The 20521-nt window shown below is 50.9% G+C and carries 19 protein-coding genes; 6 read left to right on the top strand and 13 right to left on the bottom strand.

The window, feature by feature from the left end; all coding sequences use genetic code 11:
• Nucleotides 1-4: 4 nt before the first annotated feature.
• From BDT_RS02855 to BDT_RS02830, 6 genes are read right to left on the bottom strand one after another with little or no spacing between them, the layout of a single operon-like run.
• Nucleotides 5-637 carry an ATP-binding cassette domain-containing protein gene (locus tag BDT_RS02855; RefSeq protein ID WP_235046239.1) on the bottom strand — a complete coding sequence of 211 codons (633 nt, stop codon included), beginning with the start codon at nucleotides 635-637 and terminating at the stop codon, nucleotides 5-7.
• Complete coding sequence (locus BDT_RS02850; protein WP_235046238.1) at nucleotides 609-2039, bottom strand: ABC transporter permease; 1431 nt, start codon at nucleotides 2037-2039, stop codon at nucleotides 609-611. Before BDT_RS02850 ends, BDT_RS02855 begins: the two co-directional genes overlap by 29 nt.
• 29 nt (nucleotides 2040-2068) lie before the next feature.
• Entirely contained in the window at nucleotides 2069-3109 is a 1041-nt protein-coding gene (locus BDT_RS02845; RefSeq protein ID WP_015089754.1) for a thiamine ABC transporter substrate-binding protein, read from the bottom strand.
• A gap of 3 nt (nucleotides 3110-3112) precedes the next feature.
• Nucleotides 3113-3595 carry a DoxX family membrane protein gene (locus BDT_RS02840; RefSeq protein WP_015089753.1) on the bottom strand — a complete coding sequence of 161 codons (483 nt, stop codon included), beginning with the start codon at nucleotides 3593-3595 and terminating at the stop codon, nucleotides 3113-3115.
• A 14-nt stretch (nucleotides 3596-3609) separates the two neighbouring features.
• Nucleotides 3610-4263, bottom strand: a complete 654-nt coding sequence (nth, locus tag BDT_RS02835; RefSeq protein WP_015089752.1) for an endonuclease III — start codon at nucleotides 4261-4263, stop codon at nucleotides 3610-3612.
• Nucleotides 4250-4486: a ferredoxin gene (locus BDT_RS02830; protein ID WP_041576914.1), complete on the bottom strand. Its 237-nt coding sequence runs from the start codon at nucleotides 4484-4486 to the stop codon at nucleotides 4250-4252. The genes nth and BDT_RS02830 overlap by 14 nt, the downstream gene beginning before the upstream one ends.
• A gap of 289 nt (nucleotides 4487-4775) precedes the next feature.
• Here BDT_RS02830 and BDT_RS02825 point away from each other — a divergent pair, with 289 nt between their 5' ends.
• The 5 genes from BDT_RS02825 (at nucleotide 4776) to BDT_RS02805 (ending at nucleotide 10732) form a co-directional block, all read left to right on the top strand.
• On the top strand, nucleotides 4776-5867 hold the full coding sequence (locus tag BDT_RS02825) for a GNAT family N-acetyltransferase (protein ID WP_015089750.1): 1092 nt from the start codon (nucleotides 4776-4778) through the stop codon (nucleotides 5865-5867).
• On the top strand, nucleotides 5864-6733 hold the full coding sequence (locus BDT_RS02820; protein WP_015089749.1) for a hypothetical protein: 870 nt from the start codon (nucleotides 5864-5866) through the stop codon (nucleotides 6731-6733). Before BDT_RS02825 ends, BDT_RS02820 begins: the two co-directional genes overlap by 4 nt.
• A 66-nt stretch (nucleotides 6734-6799) precedes the next feature.
• A complete protein-coding gene (gene elbB, locus BDT_RS02815; RefSeq protein ID WP_015089748.1) occupies nucleotides 6800-7453 on the top strand; it encodes an isoprenoid biosynthesis glyoxalase ElbB in 654 nt (217 codons plus the stop codon).
• A gap of 63 nt (nucleotides 7454-7516) precedes the next feature.
• The gene (locus BDT_RS02810) at nucleotides 7517-8608 is read left to right on the top strand and encodes a D-alanine--D-alanine ligase family protein (RefSeq protein ID WP_015089747.1); all 1092 of its coding nucleotides are present in this window, start codon (nucleotides 7517-7519) and stop codon (nucleotides 8606-8608) included.
• Between the two features lie 123 nt (nucleotides 8609-8731).
• Complete coding sequence (locus BDT_RS02805) at nucleotides 8732-10732, top strand: response regulator (protein ID WP_015089746.1); 2001 nt, start codon at nucleotides 8732-8734, stop codon at nucleotides 10730-10732.
• Here the strand turns inward: BDT_RS02805 and BDT_RS02800 are convergent.
• On the bottom strand, nucleotides 10729-11652 hold the full coding sequence (locus BDT_RS02800) for a hypothetical protein (protein WP_148278679.1): 924 nt from the start codon (nucleotides 11650-11652) through the stop codon (nucleotides 10729-10731). The two genes, BDT_RS02805 and BDT_RS02800, sit on opposite strands and share 4 nt — an antisense overlap.
• A gap of 203 nt (nucleotides 11653-11855) precedes the next feature.
• On the opposite strand from BDT_RS02800, the gene BDT_RS02795 reads away from it, so the two are divergent.
• The gene (locus tag BDT_RS02795; RefSeq protein ID WP_015089744.1) at nucleotides 11856-12062 is read left to right on the top strand and encodes a hypothetical protein; all 207 of its coding nucleotides are present in this window, start codon (nucleotides 11856-11858) and stop codon (nucleotides 12060-12062) included.
• A gap of 44 nt (nucleotides 12063-12106) precedes the next feature.
• On the opposite strand, the gene BDT_RS02790 is transcribed toward BDT_RS02795, so the two are convergent.
• The 6 genes from BDT_RS02790 to BDT_RS02765 form a co-directional block, all read right to left on the bottom strand.
• A complete protein-coding gene (locus BDT_RS02790) occupies nucleotides 12107-13492 on the bottom strand; it encodes an aldehyde dehydrogenase family protein (RefSeq protein WP_015089743.1) in 1386 nt (461 codons plus the stop codon).
• 8 nt (nucleotides 13493-13500) lie between these two features.
• A complete protein-coding gene (locus BDT_RS02785) occupies nucleotides 13501-15057 on the bottom strand; it encodes a chemotaxis protein CheB (RefSeq protein WP_015089742.1) in 1557 nt (518 codons plus the stop codon).
• Nucleotides 15057-15821, bottom strand: coding sequence for a chemotaxis protein CheW (locus tag BDT_RS02780; protein ID WP_015089741.1), 765 nt, complete (start codon nucleotides 15819-15821; stop codon nucleotides 15057-15059). The genes BDT_RS02785 and BDT_RS02780 overlap by 1 nt, the downstream gene beginning before the upstream one ends.
• Entirely contained in the window at nucleotides 15818-17518 is a 1701-nt protein-coding gene (locus tag BDT_RS02775; RefSeq protein ID WP_235046237.1) for a chemotaxis protein CheA, read from the bottom strand. Before BDT_RS02775 ends, BDT_RS02780 begins: the two co-directional genes overlap by 4 nt.
• A 364-nt stretch (nucleotides 17519-17882) precedes the next feature.
• Entirely contained in the window at nucleotides 17883-19391 is a 1509-nt protein-coding gene (locus tag BDT_RS02770; protein ID WP_015089739.1) for a di-heme oxidoredictase family protein, read from the bottom strand.
• An 11-nt stretch (nucleotides 19392-19402) separates the two neighbouring features.
• Entirely contained in the window at nucleotides 19403-20488 is a 1086-nt protein-coding gene (locus BDT_RS02765) for an imelysin family protein (protein ID WP_015089738.1), read from the bottom strand.
• Nucleotides 20489-20521 lie beyond the last annotated feature (33 nt).

Here is a 20521-nt window from a genome sequence, read left to right as displayed (position 1 = left end):
CCGACTAAGCAAGGCGGCCGTTGCGGATGGTGGTGACCTTGTTCCCAAGGATCTCCACGTCGCGCTGGTCGTGGGTTACAAGCAGGGTTGGAATTTTCTCGGTCTCAATCACACTTTTCACCAGTTTACGGCTTTCATCGCGCAGTTCCTGATCCAAAGCGGAAAAAGGTTCATCCAGCAAAAGCAAACGAGGCTCGCCCATCAAGGCGCGCGCAATGGCGACACGCTGCTTTTCCCCGCCCGACAGCACCGCCGCTGGCCTTTGCAGGAAAGACTCCATTTTCAGGATTGAAGAAAGTTCTTTCAAACGCGCACTGGATTTCGCTGGATTCACTTTGCGGGCGCGGGCTGCGAACATCATGTTTTCTTCAGCACTCAGGTGCGGGAAAAGATCCAAAGTCTGAAACACCACGCCCAAGTTTCGGTCCGGAGTTTTCAGCTTAGCCAGATCGGTCCCCTGATAAGTCCACTTGAATCCCGGGCAGCTTTCAAGGCCCAGCAAAATGCGAAACACCGATGTTTTCCCAGAGCCCGACGGGCCCCACAATACAGTGACGCCTTCATCGAGGATTTCCCAGGAATCGATATCTAATTTGAAGTCTCCGTAATCACGGTGCAAATTTTCGACCAAGGACACGGCTGCCTCCCACACACAAAGCAAAACAAATCAAACCGGCGACAATAATCAAACTGCTAAGAACAATGGCCTGATTCAAGCGATAACCCGACATCAAGGTTTCCGTCATCATCGCGATGCTCAGATCCCGGTGCGCCAGAATCCGCGATACGGCAAAGTCACCCGCTGCCCAGATCGACGCTATCCCCGCCAGTAATCCCGCACGACCAGAAAGCTGCGGGAACAGAATTTCTTTAAAAATCTGCGCTTTGGAAGCCCCCATGGAGTAAGCCACGGTCATCTGATTTTGCAAAGCGTGCAGTTCGCTGTCCCAACCCATACGGAACAGGCTGTTCAGACTAAGCAGCGTCAGCGCCACCGGAATTTTGATAAACGGATAAAAGCCTTCGTTCGGGCTTAAGATCAAAAGGCAAAAGCACGCCAGTGAAGTGGACGGCGCCACATAACCATTCAGGAATTTTTCAAACCACGTCTTCGGCCAACAGTAGGCAATCAGCATCAGCCCGGCATAGGACAAAATACCAACACTCATTCCCAAAGTCAGACTGCCAATAAAGTTCCAGATTAGCGCTGACTGCAATTCATAAAACGTGGAAATCTGCGAAAGCCCGGACAGGAACCCCTGCACGTACCCAAACAGATACAAGAAGGACAATCCTGCGATAACGACAATCCCCGTCGGCGTTTTCAGCAGGCTCAAATTTGCAGTGCGGGTGCTGTGCACACCTTTTCCGCGGCTGGCGACAAAGGACAGCGCAAAGATAAACACTGATTGCAGGAATGCCAGTAAAACTGCGTCCCCCCAGTTACTTGAAAGACGGATCTTTTCATAAATCAACACTTCCACCGTGGTGCCACGCCCGCCGCCGACAATCAGCGGAACCGCGAAGCTGCCAAAACAGATCACAAAGATGAATAACCCCAGCAGCCAGAAATCTTTTTTCAGCATCGGGAACAACCCGCGCATCAGGAACTGCCAGCGGCCCGCCCCTTCCACATAAGCAAGCTCGATCATGCCACCCAGTTTGTTTTCAATGGTCGACGCCAAAAGAACCGCCACCAGGCCAAAGTTCATCAAAGTGTGCACGATCACAATCCCGGGAATTCCCATCGGAAACGGATCAATGACGTTGAGTGTGGAAAGCAGGATAAAGATCGGCGGCATAAAATTGGGAAGCAGGCACAGAATCTCAAGCCCCCAGCGCACCTTGCGCCCGCGGGCCGAGTGCAGGGTCAACAAACCCAACGCCACCCAAAAACCCATGATCAATGAAAAGACAGAAGAAAAGAAAGCCTGCAGGAAACTGTTCTTAAAGGCCCAGACCAGCTCGCCCATGTCGGGCCAGCCGGAAAAACCAAACTGAGTCAGCAGAAACAGAAATGGAAAAATCAGAAACAGCACCAGGCCAATTCTGAGGCACTGGCGCAGGTTCAATTGAGATCGCCCCGGCGGATCTCAGTCCAACGGCGAAGCAGGCGGTCCACTTCGGTGGAAGAAAGGATCTCAACCTGTTGCATGGTTTTGACATTCATCAAAGGAGCAAAGGAAGTGTTTTCCATCACGCCCTTCATCACGGGGAACATATAGTTCTTTTCCATGATGATCTTCTGGCCTTCGTTGGAAAGCATCAGATTCACGAAGTGCTCAGCCAGATCACAGTGGCGGCAGAATTCCGGGATGCCCACAAATTCAAACTGCACTGGCAGGGCTTCGTTGAACGGCAAAGCCACATAGTCTTTCTTTTTTTCTTCGATTTCATGATACAGCGGTGACGTCACATAGGAATAAACCAGCTTCGTCTGCTTGTTGGTGAAAAGACCATAAGCCGTGGACCATGTCGGGGAAAAGCTGTGAACCTGAGTCATCAGTTTTTGCAGATAACGGAAGCCCTCTTCCTCGCCCTTGGAACGAATCACCCAGTACAGGAACTGCATCCCCGGGGAACTGGTGCGTGGGTCTTGCAAGGCGATTTTCTTGACCAGCTCTGGCGCCAGTAAATCATCCAAAGACGATGGCATGCGCATCAATTCATTTTTGCGGGCCACGAAAGTCAAAGCACCCCAGTCGTAAGGAACAAAGAAGCTGTTGGCCAAGGCTGGTTTCACGGCATCATAGACATCCAGCTGACCCAGGCTTAGTTTTCTCCAGCTTTGCTCAGACACCGCTTTGGAAAGATCAAACTGATCCAGGCCCACCACAACATCTGCACCCAGGCTTTCACCTTCGATTTTCAGACGTTGCAGCAAAATTCCAGAATCACTGCCTTCGATGAACTCCACTTTACACTTGCAGCTTTTTTCAAACAGGTCTTTCAAAGCCGGTCCCGGTCCCCAGCGACCAGTGAAAGACGCATAACCAAAAACACGCACCGTGGGAAGTGAGCTGTTCGGTGCCGCCGTGTCCGTGCGGTTTAGCACCGCCAAGAACAGACCCAAAAATACAACAGTCAGGAAAAGAACAAAGTGCTTCACGCTCTACCACCAAAGTCCGCGACGGCGCTTGAAGAAATAATAGTCAAAGCCCAGACAGCGTCCCGCACCCACCCAAGCCAGGATCAGGTGAATCGCCAGGAAGGTTTTATACAAATCCTCCATCGCCGGACCCGAGATAAAGAGCATGGTCACACACAACAGCACCCCAAGGAATGCCACAGGACGAACCACGTATCCGATGATGTAGGAAATAGCGACGGCAAATTCCAGGCCCAGAATAATAAAGGCCACGGTCTGCCAGTTGGGAATCATCGTGGAGCTGGCGAAGATTTTAAACCAGTTCGGAGCATGACTGGCCGGAAGCCATTCAGCCATTTGATCCGCAATGCGCGGACGGGTCAGGAAATCGCCACGATATTTCATCAGGGCATGTTCCAGATAATAGTAACCCAGGAAGATTCTTAAAAAAGAGATCGGAAGAAGATGACCTACGTATTTAACGCTCTCAAAGAATGAAACTAACATGAAGCCATTGTGAACTAGACACCCTTCTTAGGGCAAGTCTCCTCGAGAAAGCAATGACTGCACGCAGGTTTTCTCGCCTTACAGACAGCTCGACCATGAGAAATCAGCCAATGCGGCAACATGATCCAATCTTCAACGGGGACGAACTTTGACAGTTGACGCTCAATCATCACCGCGTTGTCGGTTTTCACCCATCCAAAACGGTTGGACAAGCGGGTCACGTGGGTGTCCACGACGATCCCACTGGGAATATTGAATGCATTTCCCAGCACCACATTGGCGGTCTTGCGCCCCACGCCTCCCAGCTCGACCAAAGCCTCGAGATTTTGCGGGACTTCGCCACCGTGTTTTTCCACCAAAGTGGTCGCACAGGCTTTCAGATTTTTGGCTTTGTTTTTATAGAACCCGGTCGAACGGATCAGTTCTTCCAAGGATTCGACCGGAGCTTTCGCCATGGCCTTCGGAGTTGGGTATTTCTTAAACAACGCCGGGGTCACCATGTTGACTCTTTCATCCGTACACTGGGCTGAAAGAACGGTGGCCACCAGAAGCTCAAAAGGATTGGTGTAATTCAGGGCGCAATAAGCGTCAGGATAATATCTCTTGAGAAGTTCAATAGTTGCGAGAGCCGCCGCCTGTTTGGCAGTGTGCTTTTTACTGGTCGCCATCGTTTCCGATAGCTTCAACCGGGCAGCCTTCCATCGCCTCTTTGCACAGAGCTTCCTCTTCCGGAGTTTCCGGCTGTCTGGCTACGAACGCGTGACCGTCTTCCTCGTGCATGGAGAAGTTCTTAGGCGCCGTCAGCACACAGGCATCACAAGCAATGCAAGATTGATCTACGAACATCTTGCCGGGCTTATTATCTTTCCAAGACTGACTTTTCTCTGCCATTACGAATCTCCTTAGGGGGGCCAAGCCGCCTTAATATAAGGCTTTTGCCCTTGATGTCAAACCCCCTTCCCGACTTGGGTCGCATTTTTCAAGACCTCTCCTGTCCCCACTGGGTCCTCCCCCCGTCCCTCGTATAGTATCTATATATGAGCCCCAGAGGGCCTTTAGGAACAAACCGCAAGTTCCGCAGCAGTAGGTCCCGAAAGGGACCACGTCCGCGAGGATGTGTCCGAAGCGGTTTGGTCCTAAAGACCCTCTGGGGCGCTCTATGTAGATATAAGGAGAGTTCATGGAAGGACCTCGTTCCCCCCTGGAAGCTGAGCTTCCTCAGGTTTTGGATTTCCTCAATAAAAAGCTTCGCAATGATGCCGCTTGGTCCATTGCTGCGGAATATCCAACGGCCTTTTCCTCTAACAACTTGCATAATATGCGTATCATCGCCGATGAGGGTTCCGTACTATCGCACGCGGTTATGAAACCTCTTATCATTAAAAGCCCCCATGTGATCTTTAAGGTGGGAGCGATTGGTTCTGTCGTCACCGACGATCAGCACCAGGGTCAGGGTTACAGCACCCAGATCATCAACGACTGCCTGAAATCCGCGACCGAGCAATCCTGTGACATCGCGATTCTTTGGACGGACCTATTTGATTTCTACCGCCGCATGGGCTTTGAACTGGCGGGATCTGAAGTCAGCTTTGTGATCGAGGAAAACTTTGATGTTCCGCCGATCAACCTGCGCTTCTCTACCGACAACAAAGTGTCACCGGATGCGATTTACCGCCTTTATGCGGCTCATTCAGTAAATTCTGTGCGCACGATTGAGGAAACCAGAAAGTTCCTCTCAATCCCGCAAACAAAAGTATACACCGCCTGGGAACCGAACGGTCAGCTGGCAGCTTATGCGATCGAAGGCAAGGGTGCGGATCTGGGTGGCTATATCCATGAATGGGGCGGCTCGGTTTCAAAACTGATGGCGCTGTTTGCATTCATCCGTGCGCAAAAAGATCAGCCTTACACAATCATCTGCCCGCGCCACGCAACGAACCTGATCCAGGCTTTGCAAACCAAAGACGTGACAATGAATCACGGCTATCTGGGCATGATCAAGCTGGTGAACTTTGACCAGCTGGCCGCCAAGATCAAACGTGCGTTCCGCGCTGAAGGCATTGCCGACATCGTTCTGGAAAAACATCCGAATCACTTTGTCTTTGGAGTGGGTCAGGATCTTTACACGATCAACAACGAAACAGACATGGTGCGCCTGCTGTTTGGCCCGGTGGACTTCCGTGGCTTGGGCATCTTTAAAGAAGAAACCGCGATCAAACTTGAAAAAATTCTGCCACTGAATCTGTGGATCTGGGGATGGGACTCTATATGAACCGATTTTTAAAACCCCTGTTGCCGCTGCTTCTGGCGGCGACGGCCGTGTCATGTATTAAAACCCCGGAACTGGAAGAAGAAGAAAACCCGTCATCATTGGCGCAGGTTCAGGACTCTTTGTCTGAAGCCTGGGGTTCTGCGGACCCGATGACCATGACTCCGAACGATTTCCTGCTGCAGCAGACCTTCCGAAAAATTGAAACTGGCGAAGACCGCATGCTTTTGCAGGAAGGCATCACCATTTCCAAAAAAGAAGAGCGCACCAATGACTGGCTGTACACGTATCTGTACCAGACCGAGTCTTTGACCTCTGACGGCAACACCCAGCAGTCCACCCGCGAAGACCACCGCTCAGTCACCAAAGCTGAACCGGCGATGGAAGTCTTCGCCCGTGGTCCGAAACTGAAAGGTGAAATCTCTGCCAAAGCCGACGACCTGCAAATGTCCCTGGGTTTTGAGCGCCTGATTGGCTTGGCTTATGCCTGCCAGCTGACAAGTGACCAGATGAAAATCTGCACGGAAACTCTTGGCTATGACAGCTGCGAGGTGAAGTGTTCCAACCTGCAGGTGACGGAAGAAATGCGTCCGGCTCCGGATCTGATGAAAACTCAGGCCAACTGCGGTGGACTTGCCAACTGCACCATGAAAGTGAAAACCGTTTCATTTGACTGGGCTGCTTACTATAAAAAAGGTGAAACCACAGAGAAGCAGAAGGTCAATTACAGCATCTCCATTACTCCGGACCTGCCATTCTTTTCCCGTGTGACTGACTACTGCTATCGTGCGCTGGCGCAAGCCGGATCACAAAAAGCTCTCGTGACCGTCTGCACTCGATTGAAAAATTATAAACCGGGCGGCACCTAGTCCGCCCCGCGATTCGTTGCCAACACCTGGTGAATCTTGTAGGCTAAAACCTCCTGTGGAGGTTTTATGAAAAAAATTGCCGTTGTACTTTCCGGCTGCGGTCACCGCGACGGAAGTGAAATCACTGAATCCGTCAGTTTGTTGATCGGCCTTCACCAGGCTGGTGCCGAAGTTCACTGCTTCGCACCTGACATTCAGATTCCCATCACCAATCACATCAATGGCGAAGCCCAAAACGAAAAACGCAGTCTGCTGACTGAAGCGGCCCGCATCGCTCGCGGTGACATCCAAAGCCTGGATAAACTTCACGCCAAAGACTTTGATGCGGTTGTGTTCCCCGGTGGCTATGGCGCTGCGAAGAATCTGAGCAACTGGGCTGAAAAAGGCGCTCAGTGTGACGTGAATCCGGATGTAAAACGTGTGATTCTGGAGTTCCATTCGGCCAGCAAACCAATCGGAGCTCTTTGTATTGCTCCGGTTCTGGTGGCCAAAGTTCTGGGCGACAAAAAGGTCACTGTGACCATTGGTGATGACGCTGCCACCGCGGCAGAAATTCAGAAAACCGGTGCCATTCACGAAGAATGCCCGGTGAATGATTATATCACCGACCGCGAAAGAAAAGTTGTAACGACTCCGGCTTATATGTACGGAGATGCAAAACCAAATGAAGTCTTTGCCGGCATCTTTGGTTTGGCCCACGAAATCGTGGAATGGGCTTAGTGGATATTAGATATTGGGAATTGGCGTAGGAAACAGGTCGTAGGACGTTAGAGGATTTTGAGTATGAAAAAAATTGTGGCTTTGATTTTTGGTGGTAAATCTGCGGAGCATGAAGTTTCTTTGCGTTCAGCGAAGAATGTGGCTGATGCTTTGGATAAGGATCAGTTTACGCCCGTATTGATTGGCATCAGCAAAGAAGGCAGCTGGTATCGTTTCCCGGATATGGGTGTTTTCACTGAGGCGACCAAGATTGTTGACAGTGCCCTTCCATCCAAAGCAGAATCGGTGGCTTTGATGTCCTTGCAAGGCAAGCCGGTTCTTTATTCTTTGAAAGATCAGTCTAAAACGGCAGTGGATGTGGCGTTCCCTATTCTGCATGGAACCATGGGCGAAGACGGCACGATCCAGGGTCTGTTTAAGATGGTTCAGCTTCCATTTGTGGGTTGTGGCGTGTGGTCTTCAGCGGCCGGCATGGACAAAGAGATCATGAAGCGTCTTTTGGCGGTGGCAAAAATCCCGAATGCCCGCTATCTGCTGCTGACTCCGCATCAGAAAAATGATTACAACGAAATCGTGAAACAGCTGGGCTCCCCGTTCTTTATCAAACCGGCCAATGCGGGCTCTTCTGTCGGTGTTCATAAGATCAAAACGGCTGAAGACTTTGTGGTGAAACTGAAAGACGCCTTCCAGTTCGACACCAAAGTTCTGGCTGAAGAATTCATCCAGGGCCGCGAAGTGGAATGTTCCGTCATGGGTCACAACCATGCGCCGAAAGCCTCTTTGCCGGGTGAGGTGATCCCGCAGCACGAATTCTATTCTTATGAAGCCAAGTACATCGATGACAACGGAGCCCTGCTGAAAATCCCGGCCGAGCTTTCACCGGAAACCACCAAAGCCGTGCAGAAAATGGCAGAACAAACCTATCAGGCCATGGGCTGTGATGGTTTGACCCGTGTGGACTTCTTCATTCGCCCGAATGGGGATTTGTACATCAACGAAATCAACACCATTCCTGGTTTTACCAAGATTTCAATGTATCCAAAAATGTGGGAAGCGACGGGTTTGAGTTATAAAGATTTGATCTCTCAGCTAATCCAATTGGGCTTTGAAAAGTTCGAAGGCGAGCAAAGCCTCAAAACCAGCTACTTGGATTAACTTTCTGCAATGATCACGTTAAAGACCCTGAAATTTATCGGGGTCTTCCTTCTTATGTCCTGAAGCGCCGTCAAAAATTATTTTTGTTTATTTCATCGCCCATTTAGTCGATACACTACTCGCATGGGTATCAGACGTTTCTGGAAATATCTTTCGGTCGCAAAAAAGCTGTATATCGTTATCGGCGTCATGGCACTTCTTATTGCCCTGGAGCTTTTCACTTTGTATTTCGCCATGAATTCTTTGTCTTCCGTGCGCGCCTTCGTGGCCGGCGAAAGCATGTGGTCGAAGGGTCAAAAAGACGCCGTCATCACTTTACACAAATATGCGCGCACGCGTGATCCGAATTTCTACACCATCTTCCAGGAAAATGTGCGCGTGCCTTTGGGTGACAGCAAAGCCCGCAACGCTTTGGAACAAGTTCCACCCGACACCGCAAAAGCCAAAGAGGGTCTGCTGGAAGGAAAAGTCCATCCCGATGACATCCCCGGCGTCATTTCCCTGGTTTTAAGATTCCATAATTTCAAACACGTGAAAAAAGCCCTAGAGATCTGGCGCGAAGGTGACCAGATGACTCAAGAGCTGATTGTGATGGGTAAAAATCTGCACACCCTGATTCAAAGAAATGCGCCCGAATCTGAAATCTTCAAGGCTCTGAACAGTGTGGATGATCTGAATGATCGTCTAACAATTCTGGAAGCGTCCTTTTCTTACACTCTGGGGGAAGGCTCGCGCTGGCTGGAAAACATGCTGATGGTCACGCTGATCTTTGCCGTGCTGATTGTGGAAGGCACCGGTCTTTTCCTGACGATCAGTTTCAGCCGCAATCTTTCCAAAGGCCTTTCCGAACTGAACAATGCGGCCCACGAAGTCGGTGAAGGACGCTTTGATGTTCATGTGCCGGTTCGTTCCGGTGATGAGCTGGGACAACTGGCCGAGTCCATCAATCTGATGGCCCACCATCTGAGCAGCAGTATCGGCGAACGACAGCAAGCCGAACAAGCCAGTCAGCTGAAAAGTCTGTTCCTGGCCAACATGTCCCACGAGATCCGCACACCTCTGGCTGCGATCATTGGTTTTTCAGATTTGCTGAAGGAATCCCACCTGGATGAAAGCGAACGTCTGCAGTACGTGAACATCATTCACCGCACCGGGGAACACCTGACCCGCATCATCAACGACATTCTGGATCTTTCGAAAGTGGAAGCCGGACATCTGGAAATGCAAAGCCACCCGGTGAATCTGAATTCTCTGCTGGAAGACCTGCATATTCTGATGGTGGCCCGCGTGGGCGACAAGCCTGTGCACGTTGAATTCAACCGCCGTGGGATCGTGCCGGACATGATCCGCACCGACCCTTTGCGCCTGCGCCAGATTCTGACGAACATCATCGGTAACGCCATCAAGTTTACCGAGCAGGGTTATGTGCGCATGACCTATGAAATCTCTGGCAACAACCTGCTTTTCACCATCAAAGACACCGGCGTGGGGATTTCTCCGTCGCAAAGATCCAATCTGTTCCAGGCTTTTTCGCAGATCGACAACTCGGTTTCGCGCAAATACGAAGGCACCGGACTGGGCCTGGTGCTATCGCGCCGTCTGGCGCAGATGATGGGTGGCGATGTGGTTCTGGAAGAATCTGAGCCCGGCAAGGGCTGCACCTTCAGTGTGAAGATCGCTCTGGATATTCCAAAGATTCACACGGTGAAAGTCGCCCCAGCCCCGCCCAAAGAAGTTCACCTTGGGAAGCAGCTGTCTTCCACCTCGATCCTTTTGGTGGATGACGTTGAAGACAACCGTTTGTTAATTCAAAGAATGCTGGCGAAACGTGGAGCGAATCTGACCTTGGCCACCAACGGTCAGGAAGGTCTGACCAAAGCGCTTGAGAAAGAATTTGATATCATCCTGATGGACATTCAGATGCCCGTGATGGATGGCTATACGGCCACCCGAAAACTGCGTCAGGCCGGTTACTCCAAACCAATTATCGCCCTGACGGCGCATGCGATGAAAGACGATCGTGACCGCTGTCTTGAGGCGGGCTGCACGGACTATCTGACGAAACCCGTGCAGGTTGAGGCACTGATTCAGACCATTTTAAATTATTCAATGGAAACCATTTAGATACATTCGATGACCTGCTGACGGGTGATGCAGAGGGATTGCTCAGCGCCAGGATTGCCCGGCAGCCCGCTCGCACCCACACTGCCATCCAGGCCTTGCTTTCCTTCGCGAGCTTTGAATGCACAGGGCATAAATGTACCATCCGCCCCTCTCACCATGCCCATCGCCTTGCCGCCAGCGCCGCCAAGACCGCCTTTGCCCCCTGCCCCACCAGTACCACCAAGGCCTGCGCTGCGAAAGTGATTCAATTGAAACTCTTTGCCCGATTGAATCGTCACTTCCAAAGTGCCACTGTCACCACCTGAAGAACCATTACTGCCGGATTTCCCCTGATGGCCTTTACTGCCATCTTTTCCGCTAGCCCTTTCAAAGTGTTCGCCGGAATTCGCGCACAGACTGAATTTTCCATTTTCTCCAGCAAGTCCGCGCATGGATTCATCAGGTGCTGCGCCGGCTTTACCGGCGCCACCGTCCTGACCCAGCATTTGAATTCGCAAAGATCCCTTGGCCGTTCCCACATCCAAAAGAATATGTCCGCCGTGGCGTCCGGCTTGTCCAACACCAGCTTTGAACTCGGGCGATAGTGTTTGGATTCTTGCCCCGTCGGATTCAAGGCGATCGATATGCCAGCGCACGCGATGACCCATGGTATAGATGACGGCGTTCTTTTTCAGAATGACTTCTTTATAGTGAAACTCCAGTTCCTCCACCGGCCAGATTTTGGGGGCTTTTCGCAATTCAAGCTCCAGCTCCGGTCGGGTCAGGAAAGCGCCGTTAAACAAGTACATCTCGCCGTCCACGACCATGCGGCTGACTTTGTTAACCTGAACCATGGGCTTTACAGGGGTGGCATCTTCTTTGTCCCGCACTTCCACACAACCTGCAGTTAAAGCCAAGGCAGCCACTAAAATTCCATTCATTCCGTACTTCATATCGAACCCTTTCGAAGTTTGTAGATCGCAAAGGGGCCTTACAAGTTACGGCCCGGGGCCTGTTGGATATAACGGGTTGTCGTGAGCGGATTCCGGACCTTGGCCTGTGAACGGGTTTTGCAGTGGCACAGAGATGCTCTGGGAAAGAGACTTCGTCAGGATGACGATGAACTGCCAAGGATTAGAGGCGCATGAATTACAACAAGATCAACTACTTTGAAAAAGCGGACTCTCCACAACACCGTGAGTTCATCATTTCCCAAAACAATTGCATACTTTGCGGCACTGTACTGGAGCTAAAACACATTGCCGACCGTGAAGTTTCTGAAGTGAAGGAAGAGGCTTTCTGCCCTCATTGCGAAGTCAAAACCCGCAACCGCACCCATATTCTGAACTAGGGTCCGGTCAACTTTTCGACGGGGATTTCGTCACCTCTTTGACGTTACAGTGTCCCCGTCAAGATCTTAACATCCGAATAGAAGGTGCCTGACCAGGCCCGGTCTGGATTTCCGAAGCTGGATTGTTTGAATCCAAACACATTGCTTTCGGAATTGGGCTGCCATTGATTCAGCCACACTTGCGCGCAATCCAATTGCGAAACCACCTTAGCCAGTTTTTCCTGAGGACCCCAGACCACCGCGGACTGAGCCAGGTAAGACGTGTTCGCCCATTTCAGAATTTCATGCTGATATTTGACCGGAGTCATCAGGAACAAAGGCCCCTGCAATTCATCCTGTTGCAGAACCGAACAGTTTGGCAAATCCAGCATCATCACCGGCTTCATGTGAAAGCCCGTGCCCGGACCGCTGTCGCCACCGGAAAGAACTTTGCCGTGTTCGACTTTGCCTTCCTGAACTTTCTTCTGCAATTCTTCGCGCCGAGCTGACGTGATCAGTGGCGTCCATGGGGAATTGCCTTTCGGGTCCATCAAAGGTTCCAGCTTATCAAGATAAGCCTTCATCGCTTCAATAAATTCAGTCGACATGGATTCCAAAAGGAACAAACGAGAACTGTTCCAGCAAAGCTGTCCTTGCCCCAACAGGAAGGATTTCATGATCTCAGGCATTTGCGCCTGATAATCCGTCCCGGCCAACACCACGGAAGAATTCTTCACACTGCCGGCCAGTTGCATTTTCTTAAACTGCGAAAGACCCGCTTTGGCAATTTGTTCCATGGTGGAGGTCTTTCCCACCGCCGTCACCGCGTGAATGCTGGGGTGCCCTGCCACGATTTTTCCGACTTCGGCATCGCCTTGAAGCAAAGACACCGCACCTGCCGGAACCTCCGCTTTTTGCAAAGCCTCGCCCAGAATTTGTGCTGTGACCGGCGAAAGATCCGAGATCTTCACCACGCACACATTTCCCGCAGCCAAAGCCGGGGCCATTCGTTCAATAACCAAAAGCAAAGACAGATTCCACGAAGCGATGATGCCCACAAGGCCCACGGGCTGAGGCAGCACCTGAGCTGACAAAGGCTGATTCAAACTTGCCGCCACGTCTTTAAGAACTTTGACAGCCGGAAGCAGACTGTGCTGCAGAACAAAACTTTGCGGTAAGCCCTGATGAAGAGCTTCCTGATAGGCATAATCAGAGGATTTTTCTTCCAGCGCTGAAGCCAGCTTCAACAACAAAGAAGCACGGTCCGACAAAGAAAGTTCCTTCATCACGGGTGCGGCTTTTTTTGCGGACTGGATGGCTTTGATCACATCCATGGCGTCGGACGCAGTCACACGCGCCAGTTCCGTGCCATCAAAAGGAGAAATTTTTGCGAAGGTTTTCTGACTGTCGGAAGGGACAAACGCCCCTCCGATAAAGTTTTGCAGTTCCAACGAAGATCCTAGTATAAGTTTTGGTTTCGATACTGCATCAGATGATGCGCCAACATGTCGGCTTTAAGTATCTCATCCGCCACTCCCAGTTCAATCGCTTTTTGCGGAGCATAGGGAAATTGCGCTTCTTCCGGGTGCTGCACCACGCTGGCGCCACCGCGTTTTTGAACTTCGACAAGTCCATCAACCCCATCAGTGCCAAATCCACCCAGCAGCAAAGCGTAAACACCCTGAGCATAGGACTGCGCTGCAGACTGGAACAACACGTTGGCCGACGGCAATTGCGACGCCACCGGAGCCCCTTTGGTCAGATTCAGTACGGGACCCTGAGGACCTGTCACAATCTTTCCGTGATGTTCAGCCGGAACAAAATAAACATGTCCCATTCTTAGGAAATCACCGTCTTTACCAACCACCGGAGTCACTTTCGATCCGGCTTTGAGCTTGCTGATAAAAGCCGTCACAAAGTTCGCCACCGTACTGCACGCCACCACCACCGGAGGCGTGTCGGCCGCAAGGCCTTTGACAAACTTTTCCAGAGCATCTGCGCTGCCGGCATTTCCACCCAGCACCACCACTTTCAACTCGGCCGCACGACGGCGGGTTGGAGTCGCAAAGGTTGTGGTTTTGACTTCCTGAAGGGCCGGAGCCTCTTTGAGTTTTCTCAGAATATTCACAGAAGCAGCGGCGCGAACTTTTTCAACCAGCATGCCCGCCAGGTCTTTTAACACCGCCGGATCAAACTGCGAGGGTTTGTGCACAAACTCCACAGCTCCCAGCTCCAGAGCCTTCATCGCCGCTTCCCCGGTGCTGGCCAAAGAAGAAACCATCACCACCGGAATCGGATGATGCTTCATCAGCTTTTCCAAAAACATCACGCCGGACATTTTCGGCATCTCGATGTCCAATGTCAGAACATCCGGCTTTTTACTTAAAATCATTTCGCGAGCCTGATAAGCATCGGCGGCAGAGCCCACCACTTCCAGTCCGCTTTTGGTGAAAATATTAGTGAATAATGTGCGTACGGTTGCGGAATCATCCACCACCAGAACCTTCACGGTTTTGGCCACCGTCAAGGGTTTGAAGCCCGAGACATCCACAGGTTTATCAACACTGCCGCCCGAGGAGTTGTGTAATACATCAAAGGTCGCAGTGTTCATCTTGATCGTTCTGGCTGCTTCGCCAGCAACGTTTCTTTCGATGATGGGGATGCCACAATCACGCAGCATCTTTTCTGCAAATTCAATATTGCGTTTGCCGATACCTTCACCGATCTGGGAAACACTGATGACGTTACCGCCACCATAGATCTTCGCCTGCAGGCGGCCACGATTGGCCCCCAGACGCACGCATTCTTCAATCAGCAAAGGAATGGCGTGGGCCCCATAGCGGGTATTTTCACGTTCATCGGGCATGCCGTCAGCCAGCAGATAGTGATTCAGGCCGCCGATGCGGGTTGTGGGATCATGCAAAGCCACCGCCACGCAGGAACCCAACAAAGTGGAAATCACGGTCTCTTCTTTAAAGGCCGCAAGTTTACCGGGAAATAGATAGTGAGTGTTCATCAAGCCACCAGTTTTTCAAGATCCAGAACCATAATACTGCGGCGGTCTTTGATGAAAAACTGGTGAACAAAGTTCGCAGACATCATAGTGGATTGGTTTTCAAAATTTTGCAGATCGGCTTCTTTGACGCTGATCATGTCTTCGGTGTCTGTGACCTGCAGACAAAAGCGAACCCCCTGCTCTTCACAGATCACATAGAAGAAATTATCAGCATCCATTCGGGCAAAGCCATGATCCTGAAGGTTCACCACCGGCACGGCCTCGCCGCGGAACGGAATGACCCCCAAGAGCCCCTCTTTTCTTTCAGGCAGATCAAACAACGGCAGCTTGCCGCTGATTTCGATCACACTTAAAATCGGCACCGCAAACTCCTGCGCACCGGACCGGCAGTGCAGAAGCAGAATTTCACGCAGGTTCTGCGCATTCAGCGCAAAACGTGTCGCCAGATCGGCGGTGTCGGTCTTATCAACCCCCAGAGCTTCAATATAGCCCTTCAAAGTTTTCAAAGCTTTGATCAACTCCGCAGCCCCTTCCAGGTTGCGGCTTTTTTCATCAAAGCCTTCCAGCCATGCAGCCAGATGTAAAAACTCATTCGTCTTGGCATCCACAGCCCAGGCACGCGTTTGCTCGCTGACCTCAGACAGAATACGGCGCCACAGTTTTTCGTCGGTCAGATCGATGAACTTGTCGATCTCCTTGATCACGCTGTCCAGGAAGTACGCTTTGAGTTCCGCTGTAAAGTCATCACCGAAGAAATCACTCATGCGGCCTCCTCGTGTTTTTGCTGGTCATACATCATCAACGTCATCATTTTTTCCGGATCCACAATATAGGTCACTTTTTCATCCGCCAGGATGGAAATGCCCTTGAAGCCTTTTTGCTGGCCGATCATGTTACCAAAGGATTTCACAACCAGATCCGTCTGGGCCTCGATACGGTCCACCAGCAATGCAAACACCGCCTCTTTCTGACGAATAAAGACGGCCGAAGACTTGCGCACCATTTCTTCCGACACGGACGTGCGCATATTCAGAATCTCATGATAATTCAAAATTGGAACGGTCATCCCGCTGAACTGACAATAGCGCAGATGATCCACCGTGGTGATTTGCAGCTCATCACAGGACGTGATGTGCGCCACCGACGTCAGCGGCACCGCCAGCTGGTAAGAGTTCCATGCGCACAACAGGGCACTTTCCACCATGATGTGCTGAGGAATTGGAATTTCCAGATGGAAGGTCGCCCCGGCACCCGGATTATTTTCTATGTGAATGCGGCCTTTGTATCTTTCCACAGTGGAAAGAACAATATCCATCCCAACGCCACGACCTGAAATCGTGGTGACTTTTTCTTTCGTCGAAAAACCGGCGCTGAAGATGAATTTATAGATCTGCTCATCACTCAAAGCCCTGGCGTCAGATTCAGTCACCAGGGCATTTTTAACCGCGCGCTGAAGAATGCGCTCACGGTCCAGTCCTTTTCCGTCATCTTTAAAGACCACGTGAACGGCGCCATTTTTTTCGTGCACATCGAGGTTTAACAAACCGATGGTGGGCTTCCCCTGCACAGCTCGTTCAAATTGGTCCTCGATCCCGTGATCGATGGAATTTCGCACCAGATGCACAAGACACTCGTAAAGGTCTTTTCCAAGTCCCTTGTCGATCGGAAGCTCGGCGCCAGTGAATTCCAAGTGGACACTTTTGTTAAGTTCGGTCGAAGCCTGGCGCACCAACAAAGGCAGTCCGGACAGACTTTCCCCGGCTTTTTCCTTGCGCACACTTTGCACCTGGCTTTGGAACTGGTCGCTGATTTTACCCAGGTTCTGGGCAAAGTCATTTTGGCGACGTTCAAAGACCTCGGGTTGAACCCGGAAGTTCACGGTCTGATTCATCATCTGGAAGAAGTTTTTCAACACCAGCAGTTCGCCGGACAGACGCAGGAATTCATTCAGTTGTTTTACTGACAGCCACACGCCTTCATCATCTGCAGTGGAAACCGCGCGGCCCGTCTGGGGGCGCGGACTGCGAACAGCAGATTCCTCTCCGAAATCAAAGACTCCGTAGGCGGAAATAACCTCAATGGCTTCACTGAGCTCTTCCGGATAAACTTCACGCTTGTCGCGCAGGCTTTGCGCCAGAACTTTCAAGATGCGTGAGCTTTTCAGAAACAGATCAATGCAGTCTTTGGTGACCGGACGGGATTCGCGTTTGATTCGAGTTAGCAGAGCTTCAAATTCATGCGACAAAGAGCCCAGCAGCTGACCGCCGGGAACGGCGCCGACACTGCCTTTGATGGTGTGAATTTTCCGGAAAAGCACATTCACCTGATCCTGATCTTCCGGATTGTTTTCCAGTTTCAAGATCAGTGTGTCGAGGTCTTCCAGAATTTCTTTGGACTCTTCGAAAAACGCACGGGACACCTCTTCGACCTGTTCAAAGTCGATAAAGGCAGATAGATCCACCTCTTGGTTATCCTGGGGTTTGTTTTCGTCCGACATATAAGGGAATTTATCGGTATTTCAGGGATTTAAGTTAGAACGGAGGGCGGTTTATTTAGGCCAGATTTGAATTACAAGTGCTGCAAATAAGAAGAGCGACCTTACGGTCGCTCTTAGGTTTATGATTCTTTCGAACCCTAGGCGAAGGTCTTGGCGTCCTAAGAGGACGTCACCTCCGCCTTGGTTATGTCTACGTTTTTAACCATAAGCATCACCTCCTTACCAGCCCCAATAGAAGCTTAGATTAGATGATACTATGTTCGAACTGTGTTTTGCCACAATTCTGTGGTCCAGTTTTCACGCGACCAGTTCAGACTGAATCAAGTTATTACAACGACTTGATGAACTGAATCAAAGCGGAACGATCTGCTTTGGGAAGTCGTACGAATTTGTTTTTGGAGTGCTCAGCTTCACCACCATGCCACAGGATCGCTTCTTCCAGATTGCGTGCACGACCGTCATGCAGGAATCCCGCACGCGGATTGATGGTTTGAGTGTGACCCATCCCCCACAGAGGACGAGTTTTCCACTCGCGCCCGTCAGCATCGAAATCCTGACGACCGTCGGCCAGACCATCACCCATGTCATGCAATAGCATGTCGGTGTATGGATAGATCTTCTGATTGGCAAACGCCTGGATCGGATGATCACCGGTTGTGAAGCTTGGCTGGTGGCAAGTTGTGCAGCTGACCTGATGGAAGATCCCCGCACCGCGGATCACCTCGGCTTCAGTCGCCCCACGACGAGCGGGTACCGCCAGTGTCTGGGAATAGAAAACGATATCGTTGGCCACCTGATCAGTTGCTTCCAAACCGGCGTGAGGTTCACGGCCCGCACGGTAAGCATCATACAGCGGAGTTCCCGCGATGCTTTCATCCGGGAAGGCATAGTTCGTCACGCCGATATCACCGCGCAAAGCACCCAAAGACTGGTGCAATACCGATGGTGTGTTGTTCTTCAAACCAAAACGACCCATGGAAACCGGATACGGATCACCCGCCATGCTTTTTTCGATATCAAACACCCAGTTGGCTTTTCCGGAAACACCTTCCGCAGAAAGATCACGCTGAGCCAATGCCAGAATGTCGGATTCTTTGATCGCCTCAAGCAAACCAAGACCAATCATCGGCGTTCCGATACGCGCGCCCATGCGAACGTCTTTTTCGTAAAGACGGCTTTTCATTTCGCCAGTCACAGAGTCGAAATATTCATCATAAGCGCCCATGACTTTAAAGACCGGCTTACGCAGCTCCACCACATCACCGTCAGGGTAAGTGAACTGAGTCTTGTCGTATTTCATCCAGACTTGCGCCTGACCTGTCCCTGGAAGATCCTCACGAACCCCCAAAGAACCCAGGTGGAACAATTGATCCGAGAAACCCGGAACCGGCACTGGAGCACCGAATTTATTTTCTTTTGTTTTTGGCTTCTTCACGCCGTCTTCGATGCTGATACGCAGGAAGACTGCTTCATTCTGGCGCAAAGGCACCCATTCTTTATTGAACGGAACTACCGGCAAAGCACCGCGGCCGTCTTTGGCGTGGCAGGCATTGCAGCTGGTATTGTTGTGGACCGGACCCAAACCGTATTCAAAGCGGTTCGGATCGTCAGAGAAATTTCTCTCAAAAAGAGCATCGCCCGTCAGGTGACGAGCGATCTCTTCTTCAGACAAATTTGCAGCCGGGTTACGGAAGGCCCAGATGGACTGGCCTTTGAAAAACACTGTGGTCTCGCCACCGGATTTCTCCGCGTGAACATAGTCCATGTCAATTTGAGGAGCAGCCAAAGCCGCCCCTGCCATCAAATTCAAAACAGTCAGTACAATCCAAGCCTTCATATATTTCCCGATTACATGTCCAGAGTCGGAAGAACTTCAGACTCTAGTGTTGCGTGAAGGGCATTCAGAGCATCAATCGCAGTCTGAGTGCGAGCACGGCCGTCTTTAGTGAAGATAGCCTGACCGAAGTCACCACCGTTTGCCGGGCGGATTGCTTCAATCAAAGCCATGCAGTTCAGGATGTCAGCTTCAACACGAGCAGCCAAAGACGCGTCAACTTTTTCAACCAAAGCTTTTACGCCTGGGCCTTTGGAGTTTTTGTAATGGCCAGTGTAGATGCTGTAAACGGAACGGATGTTGTGCTGGAAGTCTTTCAAAGAGTTCCATGCAAATGGAGATTCAACCAACGCCATATTGGCAGAACCGATGTCCGCGCCCATTGGGTCAGACATTTTACCGTTGGCAACTTCGTCAACGATACCCATCATGCCTTGAACGAATTCTTCCATTACGGCTCTTTCAGAAGAATAGAATTCATTATTCAAGCCCGGAGTGCTGATCACTTTTACGTAACCTGGAGCAGCTGGGTTTTCTGGGTCATAGTTTGTAGTCCAGGCGTGAGCCAGTTCAGCAGTGTGTTCTGCCAGCAATTGAGCAGATGCTTTCAAGTACTCAAGCTGTTTCGCAGTCAAAGAAGCTGCTGGTTTTGTGTTGGTAACTTTGCCGTCACCGAACAACAGATATTCCAAAGTGTGGAAACCCTGAAGGTTGGTACCCAATGCACGAACCAGATCAACTGTGATCTTGCGGTTGGAGGACATAACAGAGTCCAAGTCCAGCTTGTTCAAAGGCCAAGTGTCCAGCAAGGGGTCAATACCCAAAGAATCAACTGGACCGAACAGGAAAGATTCAGAGCTTTCCCAAGGGATACGAGCTGCACGCCAAGCGGCTTGAGCTTTATCCAGATTTTCCTGATTGGTGTTAGCTGCCAAAGCGTCAACTGCTGCAGATAATTCCGCAGTTTTAGCCGCCAGGTCGTTGTAAGTCGCAAGAATCACATTGTAAGAAACGTGATTGATGATTTCTTTGTTTGTTGCAGCTTGAGCCGTCGCACCTGCGAACGCTACTGCTGCCAACATCATTTTAAGAGCTTTCATTTTAAGTCTCCTTGGTTGTTAATAAAAAATTAA

The sequence above is a fragment of the Bdellovibrio bacteriovorus str. Tiberius genome (assembly GCF_000317895.1).
In the GTDB taxonomy this organism is placed as follows: domain Bacteria; phylum Bdellovibrionota; class Bdellovibrionia; order Bdellovibrionales; family Bdellovibrionaceae; genus Bdellovibrio; species Bdellovibrio bacteriovorus_F.
The sequence above is the reverse complement of the archived record's forward strand: the minus strand, read 5'-3'. Positions and strand labels throughout refer to the sequence as shown.